General features: G+C 60.2%; 23 protein-coding genes. 12 read left to right on the forward strand and 11 right to left on the reverse strand.

All coding sequences use genetic code 11. The features are described 5' to 3' along the window. The 7 genes from F475_RS29670 to F475_RS29700 form a co-directional block, all read left to right on the forward strand. The coding region (locus F475_RS29670; RefSeq protein ID WP_111455414.1) for a hypothetical protein at positions 1-320 on the forward strand (320 nt) is incomplete at its 5' end. Between the two features lie 160 nt (positions 321-480). Beyond that, positions 481-1113 (forward strand): TetR family transcriptional regulator, encoded by a 633-nt coding sequence (locus tag F475_RS29675; protein ID WP_018928469.1) that lies wholly within the window; start codon positions 481-483, stop codon positions 1111-1113. A 216-nt stretch (positions 1114-1329) separates the two neighbouring features. Continuing rightward, positions 1330-1830 carry an urease accessory protein UreE gene (ureE, locus tag F475_RS29680; protein ID WP_018928470.1) on the forward strand — a complete coding sequence of 167 codons (501 nt, stop codon included), beginning with the start codon at positions 1330-1332 and terminating at the stop codon, positions 1828-1830. Next, positions 1827-2501 (forward strand): urease accessory protein UreF, encoded by a 675-nt coding sequence (locus F475_RS29685; protein WP_018928471.1) that lies wholly within the window; start codon positions 1827-1829, stop codon positions 2499-2501. The genes ureE and F475_RS29685 overlap by 4 nt, the downstream gene beginning before the upstream one ends. Before the next feature lie 23 nt (positions 2502-2524). After that, complete coding sequence (ureG, locus tag F475_RS29690; protein WP_018928472.1) at positions 2525-3139, forward strand: urease accessory protein UreG; 615 nt, start codon at positions 2525-2527, stop codon at positions 3137-3139. A gap of 28 nt (positions 3140-3167) precedes the next feature. Then, positions 3168-3740, forward strand: coding sequence for a HupE/UreJ family protein (locus F475_RS29695; RefSeq protein ID WP_111455415.1), 573 nt, complete (start codon positions 3168-3170; stop codon positions 3738-3740). A gap of 125 nt (positions 3741-3865) precedes the next feature. Beyond that, complete coding sequence (locus tag F475_RS29700; protein ID WP_111455416.1) at positions 3866-4993, forward strand: AGE family epimerase/isomerase; 1128 nt, start codon at positions 3866-3868, stop codon at positions 4991-4993. Positions 4994-5032: 39 nt separating this feature from the next. Here the strand turns inward: F475_RS29700 and F475_RS29705 are convergent, their stop codons facing one another. The 8 genes from F475_RS29705 to F475_RS29745 all read right to left on the reverse strand — a co-directional run bounded on the left by F475_RS29705 (position 5033) and on the right by F475_RS29745 (position 14866). Beyond that, on the reverse strand, positions 5033-5803 hold the full coding sequence (locus tag F475_RS29705) for an SDR family oxidoreductase (RefSeq protein ID WP_086944072.1): 771 nt from the start codon (positions 5801-5803) through the stop codon (positions 5033-5035). 745 nt (positions 5804-6548) lie between these two features. After that, on the reverse strand, positions 6549-7265 hold the full coding sequence (locus F475_RS29715; RefSeq protein ID WP_086944073.1) for an ABC transporter ATP-binding protein: 717 nt from the start codon (positions 7263-7265) through the stop codon (positions 6549-6551). Continuing rightward, on the reverse strand, positions 7262-8134 hold the full coding sequence (locus F475_RS29720) for an ABC transporter ATP-binding protein (RefSeq protein WP_018928477.1): 873 nt from the start codon (positions 8132-8134) through the stop codon (positions 7262-7264). The genes F475_RS29715 and F475_RS29720 overlap by 4 nt, the downstream gene beginning before the upstream one ends. After that, positions 8131-9411 (reverse strand): high-affinity branched-chain amino acid ABC transporter permease LivM, encoded by a 1281-nt coding sequence (gene livM / locus F475_RS29725; RefSeq protein WP_019582221.1) that lies wholly within the window; start codon positions 9409-9411, stop codon positions 8131-8133. Before livM ends, F475_RS29720 begins: the two co-directional genes overlap by 4 nt. Before the next feature lie 3 nt (positions 9412-9414). After that, complete coding sequence (locus tag F475_RS29730) at positions 9415-10329, reverse strand: branched-chain amino acid ABC transporter permease (protein WP_007939055.1); 915 nt, start codon at positions 10327-10329, stop codon at positions 9415-9417. A 171-nt stretch (positions 10330-10500) separates the two neighbouring features. Next, complete coding sequence (locus F475_RS29735) at positions 10501-11634, reverse strand: branched-chain amino acid ABC transporter substrate-binding protein (protein WP_018928479.1); 1134 nt, start codon at positions 11632-11634, stop codon at positions 10501-10503. Positions 11635-11997: 363 nt separating this feature from the next. Further along, on the reverse strand, positions 11998-13281 hold the full coding sequence (locus tag F475_RS29740) for an FAD-binding oxidoreductase (RefSeq protein WP_111455417.1): 1284 nt from the start codon (positions 13279-13281) through the stop codon (positions 11998-12000). Between the two features lie 94 nt (positions 13282-13375). Beyond that, positions 13376-14866 (reverse strand): aldehyde dehydrogenase family protein, encoded by a 1491-nt coding sequence (locus F475_RS29745; RefSeq protein ID WP_018928481.1) that lies wholly within the window; start codon positions 14864-14866, stop codon positions 13376-13378. A 187-nt stretch (positions 14867-15053) separates the two neighbouring features. On the opposite strand from F475_RS29745, the gene F475_RS29750 reads away from it, so the two are divergent. From F475_RS29750 to nadE, 3 genes are all read left to right on the forward strand, one after another. Continuing rightward, entirely contained in the window at positions 15054-15965 is a 912-nt protein-coding gene (locus tag F475_RS29750; RefSeq protein WP_111455418.1) for a LysR family transcriptional regulator, read from the forward strand. A 287-nt stretch (positions 15966-16252) separates the two neighbouring features. Further along, on the forward strand, positions 16253-17479 hold the full coding sequence (gene pncB, locus F475_RS29755; RefSeq protein WP_111455419.1) for a nicotinate phosphoribosyltransferase: 1227 nt from the start codon (positions 16253-16255) through the stop codon (positions 17477-17479). Between the two features lie 4 nt (positions 17480-17483). Further along, positions 17484-18311 (forward strand): ammonia-dependent NAD(+) synthetase, encoded by an 828-nt coding sequence (nadE, locus tag F475_RS29760; RefSeq protein WP_018928484.1) that lies wholly within the window; start codon positions 17484-17486, stop codon positions 18309-18311. 71 nt (positions 18312-18382) lie between these two features. Here nadE and azu read toward each other — a convergent pair whose 3' ends face one another. Beyond that, on the reverse strand, positions 18383-18829 hold the full coding sequence (azu, locus tag F475_RS29765) for an azurin (RefSeq protein WP_064616027.1): 447 nt from the start codon (positions 18827-18829) through the stop codon (positions 18383-18385). Positions 18830-19174: 345 nt separating this feature from the next. Here azu and F475_RS29770 point away from each other — a divergent pair, with 345 nt between their 5' ends. Both F475_RS29770 and F475_RS29775 read left to right on the forward strand, forming a co-directional pair. Next, positions 19175-19762 carry a TIGR00730 family Rossman fold protein gene (locus F475_RS29770; protein ID WP_018928486.1) on the forward strand — a complete coding sequence of 196 codons (588 nt, stop codon included), beginning with the start codon at positions 19175-19177 and terminating at the stop codon, positions 19760-19762. Between the two features lie 68 nt (positions 19763-19830). Beyond that, the gene (locus F475_RS29775) at positions 19831-20019 is read left to right on the forward strand and encodes a hypothetical protein (protein WP_111455420.1); all 189 of its coding nucleotides are present in this window, start codon (positions 19831-19833) and stop codon (positions 20017-20019) included. A gap of 130 nt (positions 20020-20149) precedes the next feature. Here the strand turns inward: F475_RS29775 and F475_RS29780 are convergent, their stop codons facing one another. Both F475_RS29780 and F475_RS29785 read right to left on the reverse strand, forming a co-directional pair. After that, on the reverse strand, positions 20150-21040 hold the full coding sequence (locus F475_RS29780) for a transglutaminase family protein (protein ID WP_019582213.1): 891 nt from the start codon (positions 21038-21040) through the stop codon (positions 20150-20152). Continuing rightward, positions 21040-23526, reverse strand: coding sequence for a circularly permuted type 2 ATP-grasp protein (locus F475_RS29785; RefSeq protein WP_111455421.1), 2487 nt, complete (start codon positions 23524-23526; stop codon positions 21040-21042). Before F475_RS29785 ends, F475_RS29780 begins: the two co-directional genes overlap by 1 nt. Between the last annotated feature and the right edge of the window lie 44 nt (positions 23527-23570).

Consider the following 23570-nt stretch of genomic DNA (forward strand, 5'->3'; position numbering starts at 1 on the left):
AAGAAAAAGGCCTGATCACCCAGGATGGCTCGGATCGCACTCCACAGGGCCAAACCCTGGCGGCTGACGGTACCGACCGTACCCCACAGGGCCAAACCCTGGCTGCTGACGGTACCGACCGTACCCCACAAGGCCAAACTCTGGCGGCTGACGGTACCGATCGCACTCCACAAGGCCAAACCCTGGCCGCTGACGGTACCGATCGCACTCCACAAGGCCAAACCCTGGCCGCTGACGGTACCGATCGCACTCCACAAGGCCAAACCCTTGCTGAAGGTGGTGGTGACCGTGTGATCGAACGCAACAGCGCTGTGAGCTAAGCCCATGGTGGCCTGGAAAAAAAGCCCAATCCCCGGATTGGGCTTTTGACTTTATAGAAGCTGCGTTTTCCCCGCGTGATCCCCCCGACAGTCCGTTCGACGCCAGCGAAGCCGATTTGCTAGAGTGCGCCGCTGTCCCTGTCCAGAAAACACCCTTGCGATGCTGCCCCGCGCCGAACAGAAACAACAGACCCGCAACGCCCTGATGGACGCTGCCCGCCACCTGATGGAAAGCGGCCGAGGATTCGGCAGCTTGAGCCTGCGCGAAGTGACGCGAACCGCCGGGATCGTGCCCACTGGTTTCTACCGGCACTTCGCCGACATGGACGAATTGGGCCTGGCGCTGGTGTGCGAAGTCGGCCAGACCTTCCGCGAAACCATCCGCCTGGTGCGCCATAACGAATTCGTCATGGGCGGTATCATCGATGCCTCGGTGCGGATCTTTCTCGACGTGGTCACGGCCAATCGCTCGCAGTTCCTGTTTCTTGCCCGAGAGCAGTACGGCGGCTCGCTGCCGGTGCGCCAGGCCATCGGCCGCCTGCGCGAGGACATCAGCTCGGACCTGGCGGCCGATTTGTCGCTGATGCCCAAACTGCAGCATCTGGACATCGCCGGCCTGAGCGTCATGGCCGATCTGATCGTCAAAAGCGTGTTCGCGACCCTGCCGGACATCATCGATCCGCCGGCCGAGGCATTGCCCGAGCACCTGACACCCCAGGCGAAAATCACCCAGCAGTTGCGGTTTATCTTTATCGGGCTGAAGCATTGGCAGGGACTCGGCAGTACCGAGTAACCCGTTAGAAAAAGATCGCAGCCTTCGGCAGAAGGCTGCGATCTTTTTTTGTGCGCTGCAAATTGGTGCGCAAACACCCGCCACGCACCAACTTCAATCAAAGTCCTGCAACATTGTGAGTCCCCCCCGTCGCTCTGACAGGCATTTCCTACCTCTCACCCGATTGGCAAGCCCCTTGCTCTAGCCTGAACATTGTTCATTGCTGGAAGCCTTCCGATGCTGGTGATTCATCGCAGAATCGACCCTCAACCCGTCTGGGCCGCCGAGTTGCACCTGACCTTCGAAGCCAGGAGCAAAAGCCGCTTGCGCTGTTTCAGTGCCGAGGGTGAAGACGTCGGCTTGTTTCTGGAGCGCGGCCAGCCGCCGCTGCATGACGGCGAGTGCCTGCAAGCCGAAGACGGGCGCGTCGTTCGCGTCTGTGCTCGCCCCGAACAACTGCTGCACGTCACCTGCGCCAATGCGTTCGAACTGACCCGCGCCGCCTATCATCTGGGCAATCGCCACGTGGCCCTGCAAGTCGGCGACGGCTGGTTGCGCCTGCTCGATGATTACGTGCTCAAGGCCATGCTCGAACAGCTTGGCGCCAAGGCCGAGAACATCGAAGCGCCGTTCCAGCCGGAACACGGTGCCTACGGTGGTGGCCATCACCACTCGCGCCACGGTGACGAGGACTTCAACTACCCGCCGAAACTGCACCAGTTCGGCGTGCGCTTATGAACCCCGCCTGGGCGCTGCTGCGCCTGGCCAGCCCGCAGCTGCCGATTGGCGGCTACAGCTATTCCCAGGGCCTGGAAATGGCGGTGGATAACGGCCGGGTCAATGATCCCGACAGCGCGCGACGCTGGATCAGCGATCAATTGCTGCTGAACCTGGCGCGTTTCGAAGCACCGCTACTGCTCGCCCATTGCACCGCCGCAGCCGAAGAAAACTGGGCCGAGTTGCTGCAACGCTGCGAAGAGCATCGCGCCAGCCGCGAAACACGTGAGCTGCATCAGGAGAGCCGGCAGATGGGCTATTCGCTGCAGCAGCTGCTCAACGGCTTGCCGGAGCTGGATGAGCCTGCTCGCGCCTTTCTCGAGCAACGCCCTGAACCGCACTTGGCTCTCGGCTGGGCGCTGGCGGCTCGCGCCTGGAACATCAACCCGCAAGATGCGCTGGCCGCCTGGCTCTGGAGCTGGCTGGAAAACCAACTGGCGGTGTTGATGAAAACCCTGCCGTTGGGCCAGCAAGCCGCACAACGCCTGACCAGCGAACTGCTGCCGTTGCTGCAACAGGCGCAGCAAGACGCCAGCCGAATCAATCTCGAACACGTTGGCAGCGCCGCTTTCGGTCTGTCCCTGGCGTGCATGGCCCATGAGCGCCAGTACAGCCGTCTGTTCCGTTCCTAGGGCCTTTTAGTTTGGAGAATCACATGAACACACAACCCCTGCGCGTCGGCATCGGCGGCCCGGTCGGCTCCGGCAAAACCGCCTTGACCCTGGCCCTGTGCCTGGCCCTGCGCGAACGCTACAACCTGGCCGTCGTGACCAACGACATCTATACCCGCGAAGACGCTGACTTTCTGGTGCGCAACGAAGCCTTGGCGCCGGAGCGGATCATCGGCGTGGAAACCGGCGGCTGCCCGCACACGGCGATCCGCGAAGACGCCTCGATCAACCTCGAAGCCGTGGACCAACTGAACCGGCGCTTTCCGGGGCTGGATCTGATCCTGGTGGAATCCGGCGGCGACAACCTCTCGGCGACCTTCAGCCCGGAACTGTCCGACCTGACCATTTACGTGATCGATGTCTCCGCCGGCGACAAGCTGCCGCGCAAGGGTGGCCCCGGCATCTGCAAATCCGACCTGCTGGTGATCAACAAGATCGACCTGGCGCCGCTGGTAGGCGCGTCGCTGGAGATGATGGACAGCGACACCCAACGCATGCGCAACGGCAAGCCGTTTGTCTTCAGCAACCAGAAAACCGGCCAGGGCCTTGAAGAAATCATCGCCTTTATCGAACGCCAGGGCCTGCTGACTGCGGCCTGATCACACTTATCAACAAGGAAGCTTATCCATGACACTGAAACGCATTCTGGGCGCCATGGCCCTGCTGCTGACCCCAGCCATTGCCTTCGCCCACCCGGGCCATGACGACAACGGCTTGATCGCCGGTATCAGCCATCCAATCGGCGGTCTCGATCACTTGCTGGCGATGGTTGCCGTGGGGTTGTGGGCGGCGCAGCAGAAAGGCGCTGCGCGCTGGGCCCTGCCGTGCACATTCGTGGGCACCATGTTGATCGGCGGCTTGCTGGGTTTTGAAGGACTGAACCTGCCGGCGCTGGAAAGCGGGATTGCGGCATCGGTATTGGCGCTGGGCCTGGCGGTGGCGTTGGCAGTGCGTCCGCCGCTGAGCCTGGCGGTTGCGGCGACCGCGTTGTTCGCGCTGTTTCATGGTGTGGCGCATGGCCTGGAATTGCCGGACATGTCCAGCCCTTGGGCGTATGCCGCAGGGTTTGTGGCAGCGACAGCGGCATTGCATGCCGCGGGTTATGCGGTGGTTCGCGTCTTGCCTCAGGCCGCCGCACCGTTGGTTCGGCTGGCGGGTGCGGCGTCGGCGGCAACCGGAGCCTGGTTGCTGGCGGGTTGATTCCCTAGCGTCTGAACTGGCCCCTTCGCGATCCGGTTTGCCCGCGAAGGCGGCCTGACAGACACCGCATCTCTAAGGCCTGCTAACATGTCGCGCAATTAACCCTGCCGTGACGACGCCAGCCAATGCCGCATGTTTCCCGCTCTGCCTCCCAGCCTGAATTGACCGCCCTGTTCGCCTCAGTGCATCAGCACTTCCAGGACGTGATCGTGCCGCTCTGGCAGGGCCCCGGCTGGAACGCCGACATGGCGTTGCCTTATGAGGCGCTGGATGCCGAGCATAAACCGCTACCCCCTCAGCGCTACCGGGCCATGGCCTGCGCGCGGCAGCTGTATTTGTTCTCCAGCCTGATCGGCCAGGTGCCCAAGGCTGAAGAGCGCGCGGCGGCGCTGTTTCGTTCCTTGCAACGGCATTTCCACGATGCCGAGCATGGCGGCTGGTTCTACAGCATCGACCCGCAAGGTACGCCGCTGGACCAGCGCAAAGACCTCTACACCCACGCCTTCATCCTGTTCGCCTGCGCCCATTATTGGGACAAGGTTCGCGAACCGCTGGTGGAGTCGGTACTCAACGCCGCGCTGGAAGTGGTAGCGCAGCGTTTCGCCACGGGCGACGGCCTGTACGAAGCCAGCCTGGACCGTGATTGGTCCTCGCTCGACTCCGGGCCATTGCAGAACCCTCTGATGCATTTGGCCGAAGCCTTCCTCGCCACCCTTTCGGTACGCGAAGACGCGGCTGTGCAGAACGCACTCATCGAGTTATGCACAGCCATGCAAAAGCGTTTCATCGACCCGCGACATGCGGTGTTGATGGAGAAGCCGCTGGGAGCTGTGGATAACTGGTTCGAGCCGGGCCATCAGTTCGAATGGTATTTCCTGCTGCAATCCTCGCCATTGCTACGCGGCTCGACACTGCATGCCTCGCTGGAGCGCGCGTTTGCGTTCACCGAGCAACAGGGTGTCGATCAGCAGACCGGTGCCGTGCGAGCGATGCTGGAACTGGATGATCACCCTCGCGACGCAACCCAACGCATCTGGGCTCAAGCCGAATACCTGCGCGCCCTGACCTTGCGCCCGGGCAGCGAATCATCGGTGCAACGCCAATTGCAGGCGTTGCAGCAGCGCTTTCTGCACGCGGGCGGTTGGTATGAGTGTCGCGATGAGCAGGGCGAAGTAAGCCGCAAGGACATGCCGTCGACCACGCCTTATCACTTGGCAACCTGCTATCGCGGATTGGCCGAGTATCTCGGCTGAGTTTTTTTGTGGCAAGGGGGGCTTGCCCCCTCACCACAATTACGCCTTGCCGCCATTACGCTCAATGGCAAACCCGCTCCAGGTCTGGCTCACCGGCATCAGCTCAAGGCTGTTGATGTTGATGTGGGCCGGTGCGTTGAGCACCCAGAAAATGGTCTCGGCGATGTCTTGCGGCTGGATCGGGTCGGCACCGGCGTAAGTGGCGTTGTAACGCTCCTGGTCACCGGCGAAACGCACCAGCGAGAACTCGCTCTCGCACAGGCCCGGCTCGATGTTGCTGACCCGCACGCCCGTACCTTGCAGGTCGCAACGCAGGTTCAGGGAGAACTGTTTGACGAACGCCTTGCTCGCGCCATACACGTGGCTGCCCGGGTACGGGTAGTTGCCGGCGATGGAGCCGAGGTTGACGATGCTGGCGCCACGACCATGAGCGATCAAACGTGGCAGCAACAGGCGGGTGCTGTACATCAGGCCTTTGATGTTGGTGTCGACCATGGTGTCCCAATCATCGAGATTGCACTTGGGCGCCGGGTCCACACCCAGGGCCAGGCCGGCGTTGTTGATCAGCCCGCGCAGCTTGGCGAAGGATGGCGGCAGGTTGGCAATCGCCTCCTCCATGGCCTTGCGGTCCCGTACGTCGAGCACCAGGCCATGGACCTCGGTCTGCTTCGACAACTCGGCGCACAGGGCATTGAGGCGCTCTTCACGACGACCTGTCAGCACCAGTTTCCAGCCGGCCTCGGCAAAACGACGGGCACAGGCTTCACCAAAACCGGAGGTCGCGCCGGTAATAAACAGGGTGTTGGACATCGTGTTCTCCTTGCGTCGGCTGACAGTCAGCCCTTGGAATAGAAAATCAACCGGCAGCATGCCCGGCCTTTTCCACAGCGGCAACCATGGCAAAAACCGTACAAAAAATGATCAATGCTGGCAACACCCCATGCCCCGTGGCTTGCAGCCATGTACGCGCACCTTATCCACAGGCCGGTCCACAGTTTCCGGGGGCAAGTGGAAAAGCTGCAAGCCGCTATCCACAAGGCTTTGCGGGCATATTTGAAAGTTTTTTGCTTGACCCTGAGGCATCCGCTGTGTAGTCCAGGGCAATTTGCACGACCGAGTGGTCATAGCGACGATGGCGCCAAGCCAGCAACCACGGCCCTCAGCCGAGTCTTTCCAGAGTTTAACCACAGACTTATCCACAGGCTTGTCCACCTCGATTCATACCGTGTCCGCTCATAACAAAAAGGTTGACAAAGCCGGCTTGAGGCTCGCCAAAAACACCTGATCAAAAAACAATCACCACTCTGCAGGCCACGGATTCAAAGGCTTACAGCCAGCTACTCCCACGTTATTCACAGCCAGCTCCACAGCAAACGGGGACAAGTCAAAACCGTGACAAAACAGCAATTTGCAGCGGCTTTATGTCGCGCTTTCAGAGGTCATGAATATTGTTTTCCACAATTTCCCTTTACCTCAAACCACAGCCTCGTGTAGGGATTGTGCGGGCATAAAAAAACGCCCTGAGTTCGTCAGGGCGTTTTCCAGGCTCTTCGGTTTAGTGCCCGCCGAGATAGGCGTTACGCACCTCCTCGTTCACCAGCAGCTCCTTGCCGGTGCCGGTGAGGCGGATCTGCCCGTTGACCATCACGTACGCCCGGTCCGACAGCTTGAGGGCGTGGTTGGCGTTCTGCTCCACCAGAAAGATGGTCATGCCCGTCTTGGCCAGTTCCCGCAGGGTCGCGAATATCTGTTTCACCACAATCGGCGCCAGCCCCAGGCTCGGCTCATCGAGCAGCAACAGCTTGGGTCGGCTCATCAACGCCCGGGCAATGGCGAGCATTTGCTGCTCGCCACCGGACATGGTCATGGCCCGCTGGTTACGCCGTTCCTTGAGCCGCGGAAACAGCTCGAACATGCGCTCCATGTCCTCGGCGGCGTACTTGTCACCGATCGGGATGGTGCCCATCAGCAGGTTTTCCTCGACGGTCATGTCGGGGAACACCCGGCGGCCTTCCGGCGACTGAGCGATACCGTTGGAGGCGATGTAGTGGGACGACTTGTGAGTGATATCCACACCCTGATAGACGATTTGCCCGTCAGTCGCCCGTGGCTGACCGAAAATCGACATCAGCAGGGTCGACTTGCCGGCACCGTTGGAGCCGATCAGGCTGACGGTCTCCCCTTCATTGATGTGCAACGAGACTTTCTTCAGGGCCTGGATCGGTCCGTAGAACACGTCGATCTCTTTCAGTTCGAGGATCGGTTGACTCATACCAGTTCCTCTTCGTCGGCGCCCAGATAGGCGGCAATCACTTTCGGATCGTGTCGGATCGCATCAGGCCCGCCCTCGGCGATGACAACGCCGTGGTCCAGCACCACGATGTGGTCGGAAATGCTCATGACCATGCCCATGTCGTGCTCGATCAACACCACGGTCAGATCATGCTCGTCACGCAGCAGCCGGATCATCGCGCTCAGCGCTTCGGTTTCCTGAGGGTTGAGGCCGGCAGCCGGTTCGTCGAGGCAGATGATCTGCGGCCGGGTACACATGGCCCGGGCGATCTCCAGGCGGCGTTGCTGACCATAGGACAGTTCACCGGCCAGGCGATTGGCGCAGTCCACCAGGTCCACCACTTCCAGCCAGTAGAAGGCGTGGTCCAGTGCATCGCTTTCGGCCTTGCGATAACCCTTGGTGTTGAGGATGCCGGCCAGCATGCCGCGGTTGACCCACATGTGCTGGGCCACCAGCAGGTTTTCCAGTACCGACATCTCCTTGAACAGGCGAATGTTCTGGAAAGTCCGCGCCAGACCGGCACGGTTGATCAGGTGCGTGCCACCGAACATCTTGTAGTGGAGCCGGCTGATGAAGCTTTTCGGCGAAACGAAATCGGTTGCCTTGAACGGCTCTCCGAGCATTTTGATGACGTTGGTCTTCACCCCACGGGTGTTGAGCTCGATATGCCCGCCGGACGCTTTATAGAACCCGGTCAAGCAGTTGAACACAGTGGTCTTGCCCGCGCCGTTGGGGCCGATCAACGCGAAGATCGAGTTGCGCTTGACCTTCAGGCTGACGTCACTCAACGCCTTGATGCCACCGAAGTGCATCATCAGGTTCTCGACCGAGAGTACGACTTCACTCATGGCGCTACTCCTTTACGCGGGGTCACACCGGTACGGCTGATCCGGATCAGGCCGCGCGGTCGCCAAATCATCATCAACACCATCAGGATGCCGAACAGCAGCACGCGATATTCAGCGAAGCCGCGCAGCAGTTCCGGGGCGACGGTCAACACGAATGCTGCCATCACCACGCCGATGGTCGAACCCATGCCGCCAAGTACCACGATGGCGAGGATCAATGCCGATTCGAAGAAGGTGAACGAGGTCGGGTTCACAAAGCCCTGATAGGTCGCGAAGAACACGCCGGCCAGGCCCGCCGTCGATGCGCCGATGGTGAACGCCGACAGTTTGACCAGTACGTGATTCAGACCCATGGAGCGACAGGCGATTTCGTCTTCACGCAAGGCTTCCCATGCGCGACCGACCGGCATGCGGGTCAAGCGATGCTTGATGTACAGCACGGCCAGCACCACCAGGAACAACACCGCATAAATGAAGTAGTACTTCACGTCCGGGTTGTAGGCGATGCCGAAGAACTCATGAAAAGGTACCCCGCCGTCCTTCGCCCGCTTTCCGAATTCGAGACCGAAGAAAGTTGGCAACGGCGCCGCCATGCCATTCGGGCCACCGGTCAGGGACAACCAGTTGTTGAGGATCAACCGGATGATTTCACCAAAGCCCAGGGTCACGATTGCCAGATAGTCGCCGTGCAGACGCAGCACCGGGAAACCCAGGATGCACCCCGCCAGCCCGGCAGTGATCGCCGCCAAAGGCAGCACCGTCCAGAAGCCCAGCCCCAGATATTGGTAACCGAGCGCCAGGCCGTAAGCGCCGATGGCATAGAACGCCACATAACCCAGGTCGAGCAGGCCAGCCAGACCGACCACGATGTTCAGGCCCAGGCCCAGCAGCACGTAGATCAACCCAAGGATGACTACGCCCAACAGGTAAGAGTTGGAGAAGAACGGGAATACCACGGCGACAACGATCACCAGCGGGACGACCCAGCGCAACCGGGATTTGTAATCAGGCGCCAGAACATGAACCCCGGAACCGGTGCTCTCGAAGCCTTCGAGAATTCTCAGGCCTTTGGAGGTTTGCAAGAATAGGCTCAGGGCAAAGCGGCCAGCCATGACGATGGCGACTATCCATGCCACGCGCGTCGGCTGCAGGTTGAAGCCGTAGCCGTCGAGGACCACACCAACAATCGGGCCGAACACAATCAGGGCGATGAGGCCGGCAAGAATCGCGTCAACCAGGCTTTTTTTGACATCAATGGTTTTAGTGGTTGAAGACATCGCTTACACCTTCGACACAAGAGGACGGCCAAGCAGGCCTTGAGGCCGAAAGACCAGAACAAGAACGAGCAGCGAGAAGCTGAAAACGTCTTTGTAATCCGAGTTGACCAACCCCGAGAACAGCGACTCGGAGATCCCGAGAATGATCCCTCCCAGCATGGCGCCGGGCAGTGAGCCGATCCCGCCGAGCACTGCCGCAGTGAACGCCTTGATCCCGATGACGAAGCCTGCGTAGAAGTCGAACGTGCCGTAGTTCATGGTGATCAGCACACCGGCCAGGGCCGCCATCGCCGCACCGATGATGAACACGTAGGAAATCACCCGATCGGTGTTGATCCCCAGGATCGAAGCCATCTTGCGGTCTTGCTGGGTGGCGCGGCACATGCGGCCGAGTTTGGTGTACTTGATGACATAGGTCAGCAAGCCCATGCCGACGAATGCGGCAACCAGAATGAAGATTTTGGTGTAGGTGAGTTGAACGAAGCCGCTCCCGACTTCAACTCGCCATGCACCGGTCAGCAGTGTTGGTACACCCTGTTGACGGGCACCCTGACTGATCTGTGCATAGTTTTGCAGGATCAGGGAAATACCGATGGCGCTGATCAGCGGTGCCAGTCGGGTGGAGTTGCGCAGCGGTTTGTAAGCGACACGCTCAATGACCCAGCCATACACCGCGGTGACGATGATGGTGAAAACCAGGGTGCCGAGCATCAGCAGCGGGAAGGATTCAATACCGAAGTAAGCCAGCAGAGCCAGACTGATCGCCGCGAGGTACGCAGAGATCATATAAACCTCGCCATGGGCGAAGTTGATCATGCCGATGATGCCATAGACCATTGTGTAGCCGATGGCGATCAGGCCATAGACCGACCCGAGGGTCAGGCCGTTGACCAGTTGCTGCAGGAAAATACCATCCATAACGCAATCTCACGCACTTGAGAGACTGCACAGAAGCCGGGTGCGACGGACCGGGGTTCAGCCGCCGGCGCAACTCGGTTGTGTGCAGCTCTACGAGAAAAGACAGGTACTGCACGGACATGTTTCAGGACTGCCCGGCGCGCAAGGCGCCGGGCAGATCAACCGCTCATATCACTTCTGTTTTTCCAGCTGGTGGTATTTGCCGTCCTTGTCCCACTTGTAAACCACGTAGTCGGAGACTTTCAGGTCGCCCTTGCTGTCCCAGGTCTTCTCGCCCATGACGGTCTTGACCGGGTTGGCTTTCAGCCATTTGGCAGCGTCCTCGCCCTTGTTGGATTTGGCGCCATTGAACGCTGCGGCCAGGGTCTGGACCGAAGCGTAAGCGTACAGGGTGTAGCCTTCAGGTTCGGTGCCGGCCTTGCGGAAGGCGTCTACCACGGTCTTGCTGTCTGGCAGCAGACGTGGGTCGGCGCCGAAGGTCATCAGTACGCCATCAACGTTCTGTGGGCCACCGGCGGTGGTCACCAGTTCGTCAGTCACGATGCCGTCATCGGACATGAACTTGACGTCTTTGAGGCCCTGTTCACGCAGTTGCCGAACCAGTGGACCGGCTTCCGGGTGCAAGCCGCCGAAGTAGACGACGTCGGCACCGGCCGCACGGATCTTGGTGACGACGGCGCTGAAGTCTTTCTCGCCGCGAGTCAGGCCTTCATACAGCACTGGCGTTACGCCACGCTTGATCAGTTGAGCCTTGGTGGCATCTGCCAAGCCTTGGCCATAGGTGTCCTTGTCGTGCAGCACGGCGACTTTCTTGCCCTTGAGCACGTCGACGATATAGTCGCCAGCCACGATACCTTGCTGGTCGTCACGCCCGCACATGCGGAACATGGCACTCAGGCCGCGCTCGGTCACCTTGGGGTTGGTGGAACCTGGGGTGATCGTGATGATGCCGGCTTCATCGTAGATCTCGGAGGCAGGGATGGTCGACGAGGAGCAGAAGTGACCTACCACACCAACGACTTTCTTTTCAGTCAGGTCTTTGGCGACCGTCACAGCCTGCTTCGGCTCGCAGGCGTCATCGCCTTTGACCAGTACGATTTTTTCCCCGTTGACACCGCCGGCGGCGTTGACCGCATCAGCGGCTGCCTGTGCACCCTTCATGTACTGCTCGCCAAATGCCGCGTTGGCGCCTGTCATAGGGCCGGCCACACCGATTTTCACATCAGCCTGTGCAAACGCAGAAACACCCAACGCAGCTGCCACTGCGAGGGCCAGAAAGCCTTTCTTGTAAAACGTCTGGGACATGAGGTGGTGCTCCAAGGTTTTTTTTAGTTGGCACTGCGACTTCACTGAATGCTCAGAGCAAGGGCCGTGCCATCGGTTTTTTATTCTGAAAAAAGTCGCTGCTTTCTTGTTATTTCGACTGTTTCGATCCCATTTTCATTGGGCGTGCAACCGTCTAAACCGCGGGAGGTGAAACCATTTATTTCAAAAGGCGCAACCCGCATGCGCCATCATTGCAACCGCAGCGCCAAACGATGTGCAACCTGCCTGTAACAGCCCGCGTCACCGAACTGCACACTGCTGGTGCGCAACTGCTACAACCCGCACCATTACAGGCTAGCCGCTTCGCTGAAAAGCGCTGCTTCCAGCAACATATTTCAACAATCAGATCACGATCCGCAGGCACTGGCCCGCGTGATACAGCGAAAAACCGGCCTCATACAGGCAGCTTCGCAGCCCCACGCCCGCCAATGGCTGCATGGGTGCGAAGGGAATCGGCAGGGCTTGAGGATTTCCGTTACACAAGTAGTCGGCGAAGGCTTTGCCGACCACTGTGCCGGTGGTCACGCCTCGACCGTTGTAACCAGTAACGGCCACCAGACCCGGTGCCGGCTCGAACAGGCGCATCAAATGATCGGGGGTGAAGGCGATGCAACCGGTCCAGGTGCATTCCCATTCCACCGGTTTCAGGTAGGGGAAGTAATGCTGCTGAACCCGATCGGCCCAGGCTTTGAGGAACCAGGTCGGTTTCTGGTTGCCATTGCCGAGACTGCCGAGCAACAACCGCCCCTCGGCATCACGACGGATGCTGCTGAGCACTTGCCGGGTGTCCCAGGAACCCTGACCACCGGGCAGAATTTGCTGCGCGGCGTCTTCGGTCAGCGGCACCGAAGCCACTTGATAGTAATAACCGGGGAAGAAGTTGCGACGCAGCTCCGTCCAGTCGCCTTCGGTATAGGCATTGGAGGCGATCACCACCTGTTCGGCCAGCACCGAACCCCGGGCGGTCTGCACCGACCAGCGCTGGCCCTGACGTTCGAGTCGGGTCACCGGGGAATGATCGAACAACTGACCGCCAAGGCCGATAGCCGCGTTGGCCAGCCCCGTGGTGTAGGCCATCGGGTTGATCGTGCCGGCACGCCGGTCGAGCAGCGCGGCGGCGATCTTCCGGGTGCCCGTGGCTTGTTCGCAGGCAGCTCCGGTCAACAATTCCACCGGTGCCCCACGACGTTTCCATTGTTCTTCGCGACTGCGCAGGTCCGCCTCGCCACGCGCGTTGTGCGCCATGTGCAGCGTGCCTTCGCGGCGCAACTGGCAATCGATGTTGTATTTGTCGACCAGGCTGAACACCAGCGACGGCGCGGCTCCGAGCATACGGTTGAGCTGACTGCCGACCGCCTTGCCAAAACCGGCTTCGATTTCGTCCGGAGGAATCCACATCCCCGCGTTGACCAGCCCGACGTTACGCCCCGACCCGCCATGGCCGGCGCGATGCGCTTCCAGCACACAGACACTTTTGCCTTGCTCCAGCAGATGCACCGCCGCCGACAGCCCGGTGAAACCGGCACCGATGACGCAGACATCCACCGTCACCTCACCCTTGAGCGCCGCATTGTCGGGCCTTTGCGGCGTCAGTTTTTCCCACAGACACTCTTCGCGTAACGGCATTGCCAGACTCCGAAAATGAAACCTAACCAACACACCATCGATCGTTCCCGCGCAGAGCGTGGGAACGATCGATCAACAGCTTGTCGCTTGCTGCTTAATCGAACGTAATCCCCTGAGCCAACGGCAATTCCAGCGAATAGTTCACGGTGTTGGTCTGGCGGCGCATGTACCCGCGCCATGCATCGGAGCCCGACTCACGACCGCCGCCCGTTTCCTTCTCGCCGCCGAACGCGCCGCCGATTTCCGCGCCGCTCGGGCCGATGTTGACGTTGGCAATGCCGCAATCGCTGCCCACCGCCGACATGAACCGCTCGGCTTCACGCACGTCGGTGGTGAAGATGCACGACGACAGGCCTTGTGGCACGGCGTTGTTCAGGCGCAATGCCTCTTCGAAATCGGTGTAACCGATCACGTACAGAATTGGCGCGAAGGTTTCGTCGCGCACCACATCGCTTTGTTCCGGCATTTCGACGATGGCTGGTGAAACGTAGTAAGCGTTGGGGAATTTGTCTTCCAGCTGACGCTGGCCGCCAAACACCCGGCCGCCTTCGCTCAAGGCTTGCTCCAGCGCGTCCTGCATGTTGTCGAAGCTGTGTTTGTCGATCAGCGGCCCGATCAGGTTGCCTTCCAGTGGATGGCCGATGCGCACCTTGGAGTAAGCGGCTTTCAGGCGGGTGACGATTTCTTCCTTCACCGATTCGTGGGCAATCAGGCGACGCAAGGTGGTGCAACGCTGACCGGCAGTGCCGACGGCGCTGAACAGAATCGCCCGTACGGCCATGTCCAGATCGGCGCTTGGGCCGAGGATCATCGCGTTATTACCGCCCAGTTCCAGAATGCTACGGGCGAAACGTGCGGCGATTTTCGGCGCCACTTCGCGGCCCATGCGGGTGCTGCCGGTAGCGCTGATCAGCGCGACACGCGGGTCATCGACCAGGGCTTCGCCTGCATCGCGACCACCGATGATCACTTGGCTCAGGTGCGGCGGGGCGTCGCTGAAGTTCTTCAGGACACGGTCGAACAGCGCCTGACAGGCCAGCGCGGTCAGCGGGGTTTTCTCCGACGGCTTCCAGATCACCGGGTTGCCGCAGACCAGCGCCAGCGTCGCGTTCCAGGCCCAGACGGCGACCGGGAAGTTGAACGCGCTGATCACGCCGACGATGCCCAGCGGGTGCCAGGTTTCGCGCATGTGGTGGCCAGGGCGCTCGGAGGCGATGGTCAAACCGTACAACTGACGGGACAGACCGACCGCGAAGTCGCAGATGTCGATCATTTCCTGAACTTCACCCAGGCCTTCCTGAGTGATCTTGCCGGCTTCCCAGGAAACCAGCTCACCGAGATCGGCCTTGTACTCGCGCAGGATGTCGCCCAATTGACGAACCAGTTCGCCACGGCGCGGCGCCGGCACCTTGCGCCACAATTCGAACGCATGATCTGCGCGACTGATGTGCTGCTCGACTTCAGCGGCGCCTTCCCAGTTCACGGCGGCAATCCGACTACCGTCGATGGGCGAATGCACCGGCACTTTGCCGTTCTGGTACAGGGCCGGGTTCACACCAAGACGATCAAGCAATGCGGCAACCATGGGTCACTCCTCGAGCAGAAACAGAAAACGTGCAGCCGGATTAATTCGACTGATCTGACCTGTAGTTTTAGCGCTCCCGAGGTTCTCCAACAAACGACGATTAAGCGAGATATCATTCCGTTTATTCATGCTGCGAATCTGCCGGTAACACGCGTGCCGCGTAGAGAGACAAGAACAAGGAGAACCGATGCTGAATAAACGCTACTTGCCGTCGATCACTGCGCTGCAGTGTTTCGAGGCCGTGACCCGGCATTTGAGCTTCACCCGCGCCGCCGAAGAGCTGAACCTGACCCAGAGCGCCGTGAGCAAACAGGTCGCGCAACTCGAAGAGTTGTTGCAGCATCTGTTGTTCCGCCGGGTGCGCCGACGCCTGCAAATGACCCCCGCTGGCGATTTGTATTTGGTGGAGGTGCGAAAAATCCTCACCCAAGTCGAAATGTCGACCCATTACCTGCGTTCCTACGGCGGAGACACCGAAGTCTTGCGCGTCTCCACGCCTCCGACCTTCGGCGCGCGCTGGCTGGTGCCACGCTTGAAAGGCTGGCGCCTGCGTCATCCGTCAATCCATCTGGACCTGTGCAGCGAACAGGAAGCCGACGACCTGCTGCAAGGTCGCAGCGACCTGGCGTTCTACTTCGGCCAGGGCTCACGGCCCGGCACCGAATGCCTGAAGCTGTTCGGCGAAGAGCTTGTTCCTGTGTGCGCCCCGGGCAGTCTGCCGGACACGCCGTTCACCGATCCGACCCAACTCACCGACCTGGTCCTGCTGCAAAACGCTTCCCGCCCCCAGGCCTGGCACGATTGGTTCGACAGCCAGGGCTACCACACCGAACACAGCTACCACGGCCCGCGTTTCGAAACGTTCTATATGTGCATCCGCGCCGCCCAGGTCGGCTGCGGCGTGGCGCTGTTGCCGAAGTTTCTGGTGGAAGAGGAATTGGCCGACGGCAAACTGGTCATTCCCTGGCAGCATGCAATGCCCAGCACCGACGCCTATTACCTGGCGTATCCGGAGCACTCGGCGGAAGTGCCCAAGGTGCGGGATTTTGTGAAGTGGATGCTGGAGCGGATAAACAATCCGGATGCCTCACAGATTTGAAGACTCACAAAAATCTGTGGTCAAGAACAATATCTGTGGCGAGGGAGCTTGCTCCCGCTCGGCTGCGAAGCGGTCGCAAAACGGTAAATGCATTCCTCCAGATCGAATGCATCGGCTGTAGTCAGGGGCGCTTCGCCCCCCAGCGGGAGCAAGCTCCCTCGCCACGGAAATCTCTAGCGTCTAAAAAATTGCTGGCAATCCTCACCGCTGATATGCGCCACTAGCCCCATTCATTGAAACAGCTGCAACGTCGCTGCCACGGGCCGCGACCCGCCTGGAGACCCGTTATGAGCGAGAGTGTGTTTGCCGATCGCATCGTGCAGAACCTGCTCGACACCGACTTCTACAAACTGACGATGATGCAGGCGGTGCTGCACAACTACCCTAACGTGGAAGTCGAATGGGAGTTTCGTTGCCGTAACAGCGAGGATCTGCGCCCGTACCTGGCGGAGATCCGTTTCCAGATCGAGCGTCTGGCCGAGTTGAGCCTGAGCGCCGATCAGCTGAGCTTCCTGGAGCGCATCAGCTTCCTGAAACCGGACTTCCTGCGCTTTCTCGGGCTGTTCCATTTCAATCTGCGCTATATCCACACCGGCATTGAAAACGGCGAGTTGTTCATCCGCCTGCGCGGGCCGTGGCTGCACGTGATTCTGTTCGAAGTGCCGTTGCTGGCCATGGTCAGCGAAGTGCGCAACCGCTATCGCTACCGGGAAATCGTCCTGGAACAGGCCCGTGAGCAGCTCTATCGCAAGTTCGACTGGTTGACCGCCAACGCCAGCACCGATGAATTGTCCGAGTTGCAGGTAGCCGATTTCGGCACTCGCCGGCGCTTCTCGTATCGCGTGCAGGAAGAAGTGGTAAACGTGCTCAAGCACGACTTCCCTGGTCGTTTCGTCGGCACCAGCAACGTGCACCTGTCCCGCGAGCTGGATATGAAGCCGCTGGGCACCATGGCCCACGAATGGATCATGGCCCACCAGCAACTCGGTCCGCGGTTGATCGACAGCCAGATCGCCGCCCTCGACTGCTGGGTCCGAGAGTACCGTGGCCTGCTGGGGATCGCCCTGACCGACTGCATCACTTCCGATGCGTTTCTCGGCGATTTCGACCTGTTCTTTGCCAAGCTCTTCGACGGCTTGCGTCACGACTCCGGTGACCCGGTGCTCTGGGCGGAAAAGGCCATCGCCCACTACCACAAGCTGGGCATCGACCCGATGAGCAAGACCCTGGTGTTTTCCGACAGCCTGACGTTGCCCAAGTCTCTGGAGATTTTTCGGGCGTTACGTGGTCGGATCAATGTCAGTTTCGGCATCGGCACTAACCTGACCTGCGATATTCCGGGTGTCGAACCGATGAGCATCGTGCTTAAAATGACTGCATGCAACGGCCAACCGGTGGCCAAGATTTCTGATGAGCCTGGCAAGACTCACTGCAAAGACCCGAATTTCGTCGCCTATTTGCGACACGTTTTCCAAGTACCTGCCACCCTTTCCAGTACATCAAGCAAGGAGTGAATTCATGCAAGCCGTACAGCGTGAGATTGCTGAACAGCTCAAGGTCCAACCGCCGTTCGTGGATCAACTCGCCCTTGAGGCTGAAGTCGCCCGGCGAATCACCTTCATTCAGGATTGCCTGGTCAATTCCGGGCTCAAGACCCTGGTGCTCGGTATCAGCGGCGGCGTCGATTCCCTGACCGCCGGCCTACTGGCCCAACGCGCCATCCGTGAACTGCGTGAGCGTACCGGTGATAACAGCTACAAGTTCATCGCCGTGCGCCTGCCGTACCAGACGCAGTTCGATGAACACGATGCCCAGGCCTCGGTGGACTTCATCGCCCCGGACGAACGCCACACGGTGAACATCGGCCCCGCAGTCAAATCCCTGGCCGGCGAAGTGGCAGCCTTCGAAGGTAAAGAGGCCGTCTGGGTGGATTTCGTATTGGGCAATACCAAGGCGCGGATGCGCATGGTCGCGCAATACACCATCGCCGGTGCGGCTCATGGCCTGGTGATCGGTACCGACCACGCGGCAGAAGCCGTGATGGGTTTCTTCACCAAGTTCGGTGACGGCGCCTGCGACCTCGCACCGCTGAGCGGCCTGGTGAAAAACCAGGTCCGGGCGATTGCCCGCAGCTTCGGCGCGCCAGAGTCGCTGGTGGAGAAAATCCCGACCGCCGACCTCGAAGACCTGTCGCCGGGCAAACCGGACGAAGCATCCCACGGCGTGACCTACGCCGAGATCGACGCCTTCCTGCACGGCGAACCGGTGCGCGAGGAAGCGTTCAAGATCATTTGTGATACGTACAAGAAAACACATCACAAGCGTGTGATGCCGTTCGCGCCTTGATTCTGTCCCCTGTAGAAATGAGCACAAAAAAAGCGTCCCGGGTGGACGCTTTTTTTATGCGTTTGAATCGATTACTTCAGTGTAACCGTGCCTTTCATCATCGAGATGTGGCCCGGGAACGAGCAGAAGAAGCCGTATTTTTCGGCTGCATTGAGCTTCGACACATCGATGGTCAGAGAGTCCTTTTCGCCAGCGCCGATGACTTTGGTGTGAGCGATGACACGGGTATCACCTTCTTTCAGGTAATTCTTGTCGATGCCAGCCGACAGGCCGTCGGTGGCGATCGGCTGCATGTCAGCCTCTTTGCTGATCACCAGGTTATGGCCCATGACGTTTTTCGGCAGGCTGCCGGAGTGGGTCAGTTCAACGGTGAAGGTCTTGCAGCTTTTGTCGATTTCAATGGCCTTGGTGTTGAAGGACATCTGATCGGTGGAGTCGATGGTCGTTTTGCACTCGGCAGCCATCAATTGGCTGCTGGCCAGTGTCAGCAGGGATACCGCAACAAGTTTGGCAAACATGGTGAATCTCCAAGGCAGGGTTAACGAAAGTGCTAATGGACAGAAGACTGCCTGAAATCTTCGCAAGTTCCTATGACCTGAATCAAAAATTGTATACAACTTTCGGGCTATGACACTCATCGAAACAATCTACCAGCCAGACGTCTGGGACGGCCCTATCATCAGGGCCATCATTACTCACCTGGAGCGCCTGTCATGTCTTTCAGCAGCTTGTTGAGCAGTTTGTTGGCCGCCTACGCCTGTGGCGCCAGTGGCACTTACGAAACACCTGAACGCGCGGTTTAACCCTTGGAACGATGCGAGCCTGCCTTTACTCTGTGGTCCTGATTGACCATGGAGCAAGGCATGTCTTTAACGTCCGTTTGTGTATTTTGCGGTGCCAGCACCGGCACCAATCCGGCTTATCGTGAGGCGGCTGTCGCCCTGGGGCGAGCATTGGCCGAGCGCAAGCTGACCCTGGTCTATGGCGGGGGCGCCGTCGGGCTGATGGGAATTGTGGCAGATGCCGCACTGGCGGCCGGCGGCGAAGTGATCGGGATCATTCCGCAGAGCCTCAAGGACAAGGAAATCGGCCACAGCGGCCTGACCCGCCTGGAAGTGGTCGACGGCATGCATGCGCGCAAGGCGCGAATGGCCGAGCTCAGCGATGCCTTCATTGCCCTGCCCGGCGGTCTGGGCACGCTGGAAGAGCTGTTCGAAGTCTGGACCTGGGGCCAGCTCGGTTATCACGGCAAACCGCTGGGTTTGCTGGAAGTGAACGGTTTCTACAGCAAGTTGACGTCTTTTCTCGATCATATCGTCGGCGAAGGCTTCGTTCGCGGGCAGCACCGTGACATGCTGCAAATGAGCGAATCACCGCAAACCCTGCTCGATGCACTGGACGCCTGGCAACCCTCGGTACCGCCAAAATGGACCGAGCAAAAACCCAGCTAACGGCTCGGTGCCGATACAAGGCAGAATATGCGCCGCTCAACCTCACCTTCGACCCCAGAGGATCGCCCATGGCTAAACCTAATTATTCCTTCGCCAAACGTCAGAGAGACTTGGCCAAGGAGCAGAAGAAAGAGGAAAAGCTTCAGCGCAAGAAAGCTACAGCTGAAGAAGAAGCAGCACTGAACCCGGATGCAGAAGGTGAAGTGGCGGCAGAAGATGATGTTGAAGCACCGAAAGATCAGGCGCCCGACGCCTGAGACCCTCAGGGCCCGATGATCTGATCAGGCCCACCGGATCTGTGTCCAGGGTCAGCAACGATGTTGCTGGCCCTCACAGGCCAATTTGAAACCCTCCCCCAAAAAAACACATTCCCGCATGGGGTCTGCGCTATTCCAATGGCATCACTGTCACCCGAACTTCGGGATCATGGCTGCCACCGCCCAGAATCACCCCGCGCAACGGCGACACATCGGAAAAGTCTCGGCCCCAGGCCAGGGTGATGTGCTCCAGCGCCGGTTGCACATTGTTGGTCGGGTCAAAATCCACCCAACCCAGCACCGGGCAAAACACCGACACCCACGCATGCGACGCATCGGCGCCGATCAGCCGCGGCTGGCCCGGTGGGGGCTGTGTCAGCAGATAGCCGCTGATATACCGCGCCGCCAACCCACGGGAGCGCAGGCACGCGAGCATCAAATGCGCGAAGTCCTGGCAAACCCCACGACGCCTCTCCAGCACTTCCACCAGCGGCGTCGCCACTTGGGTCGCCTCGGCGTCGAAGGTGAACTCGCTGAAGATCTTCTCCATCAACGCTTGAACACCCAGCAGCAATGGCCGGCCAGCAGGAAAGCAACTTTCGGAGAACTCGACGAAACTGCGTTTCAAATGCACGTAGGGCGATTCGAAGCGGTAACGGCAGGCTTCCAGCAACGCAGGCGAGAGTGGCTGACCGCTGTAGGTCAGCGCGTTGCAGGTCGCTTCCCAGGCCGGCGATTGATTGAAGTCCAGCGACGGCCGTTCCAGCACTTCGACGGTGAGCCGAGCGTTGACCAGCAATTCATCGTGGGGGCGCTCGAACGCCAACCGGGTCAGCGGATTGCCGAACACATCCAGCTCATCCCGGCGTGAAGTCGGCTGGGGACTGATCTGCAACTGCTGTTCGGTGCAGCGCTGCCAGGCACAGGCGCGCGGCCACAGATGCGCCAGTTGCTGGGCCAGGGACACCGGGCTGTCGTAGTGATAATGGGTGTCGTGGAAAATCTGGTAATGGGCACTCATCAGACGGACACCGTGCGCTGGCTGACATCATCGACATGGGCGAAATGGCGCAAGGCCAGGCGATCCGACACCTGTCCGCTGGCATCGGCGATCTCTTGCAGCAGATCCGCCAACCCCTCTATGGCGGCGTGAACACTGGCCTCGCCGAACAGCGAGTTCTCCAGGCAGCCCAGATCGAAGTGCGCCAACCGCTCCACCAACTGCAGCAGACCTGTTTCGCGCGGCGCGCCGAAGTCGTCGTTCAAGCGCTTCAACGTACGGGTCACCAGTTTCAACTGGAACAGCACCGCGTGCGGGTTTTGTTCATCGAGCAGCAACAGGTCAAGCACCGGGATCAATTGCGCCACCGCCAGGTACCGCGAGCGGTAGGTGATGCTGCTGTTACCCAGTTCCAGCAGCCATTCCAGCCCGGCCTGATCGAAAGCCCCGGCACCGCGCAAAAACGCCGCCAGACTGCCGCTGAGAAATTGCAGCCGTTCGATCCGCCGACCGATCATCAGGAAACGCCAGCCTTCGTCCCGGGTCATGTCGTCGAGGGCAAAGCCGGACAGCGCCGCCAGCGACATTACCAACCGGTTGAGGAAGTCCAGCAACTCGCCGAAATCCGGCTCTTCGGTTTCCAGCTCCATGGCCTCGCGCTGCAACTCCACCAGCGCTTGCCAGTTCTCTCGCGAGAGCTTGCCGCGTACTTGCGACGCCGCCCACTGCAAACGCTGCAGATTGGAGCGCAGGCTGAACGGCCAATCATCGCCGAGCAGCGCCGCCAGCAATCGCTGCGGCAACTCACCCTCCTCCGGCAACAGATTCAGGCGTTCACCGAGATCGACCGCCGCCTCCAGGGCTTGCGGGTCATCGCCATCGACATAGCGCGCGAGCATGACCCGCAGCAGCCGCGCGCTGTCATCGCAGCGCTCGCAATAACGGCCGAACCAGAACAGGTTCTCGACCACCCGCGATGGCAGATACGGATCACGACGTACCAGATCGTGAACGCCAATGTTGCGCTGGGCTTTCCATTGTTCGCCGCTGGGTGGGCGATCGCCCAACACCCAGGTGTCTTTGCTCGCGCCGCCGCGTTGCATCGACACCGCTTCGGCATCGGCCTCGGCGGCAACCCGGGTCAGGCCACCGGGCAGCACTCGATAACCCTCCCGACTGGCCACCGCATACACACGCATGCCGATGGCTCGCGGTTGCAACTGTCCGCCTTCGGCCTGCCAGATCGGCGCCTGGGACAGTTGCGCCAATTCTTGCGCAACATAGGCATAAGGCCGTGCCTGCATGCGCTCAGCCAGAGCCTGGCGCTGTTTTTCACTCAAATCACGCCCAAACACCGGTGCAAAGCTCTGCGACGGAAACGCCGGCTTGATCAACAGTTCCGGCAGTTTTTCCAGGGCCTGGGCCAGCACCGGCGCTTCGCCGCACCACCAAGTTGCGATGGACGGCAGGATCAACTCTTCGCCGAACAGGAATTGATTGATTTTCGGCAGGAAGCCCAGCAAACCCGGCGACTCCAGCACACCGCTGCCGAGGGCGTTGGCCACCAGCACCCGGCCCTGACGCACCGCTTCGAGCAGCCCTGGCACGCCAAGGGCCGAGTCGGTGCGCAGCTCCAGCGGGTCGCAGAAATCATCGTCGAGCCGACGCATGATCGCGTGAACCCGGCGCAACCCGCTCAAGGTTTTCAGATAGACCGTGGCATCGCGCACGGTCAGATCACCGCCCTCCACCAGTGGATAACCGAGCTGACGAGCCAGGTACAAGTGCTCGAAATAGCTTTCGTTGAAACGCCCCGGTGTCAGCAGGACCACCAGCGGCGCTTCATCGTCGCTCGGCGCCTGCCGGGCGAGTGTTTCCTGAAGTGTGCGGAAGAACCCGGCCAGGTGCCGCACCTTCAAGTCGCGATACAACTCGGGGAAGGCCCGGGACACGATGGTGCGATTTTCCAGGGCGTAACCGGCACCGGAGGGTGCTTGAGTCCGGTCGGCGGTCACCCACCAGCGACCGTCAGGCGTGCGCGCCAAATCCACGGCATACAGATGCAGAAAGGCCCCGTCGGGCGGTGCGATGCCCTGGCAAGGCCAGAGGAAGTTGTTATGACCGAACACCAGTTCAGCCGGCAGCAGGCCTTCGGCGATCAAGCGTTGAGGACCGTACAGGTCCGCCAGCACAGCATTGAGCAAACGCGCCCGTTGAGCGATCCCGGCCGAAAGCTGCTGCCACTCATCGGCTGCAATCACATGAGGCAACAAATCCAGCTCCCATGGCCGATCAGCGCCCTTGGGGTCGGCGTAGACGTTGTAGGTCACGCCGTTTTCCTGAATCTGTCGGGTCAGCAGCGCCTGACGCTGCACCAGTTGCGCTGGCGTGCTGCGTTGCAATTGATCGAACAGCCGCCGCCAGTGCGGGCGCACGGCGCCGCTGTTGTCGAGCAGTTCGTGATAGGTGCCCGCAGTCAACGGGTAGCGGTCAAGCAGGTCAGGCATGGAAAGCTCGGCAGACAGCAAAGAACGGTCAGACTAACGCAGGC

It is taken from the genome of Pseudomonas sp. URMO17WK12:I6 (assembly GCF_003253625.1).
In the GTDB taxonomy this organism is placed as follows: domain Bacteria; phylum Pseudomonadota; class Gammaproteobacteria; order Pseudomonadales; family Pseudomonadaceae; genus Aquipseudomonas.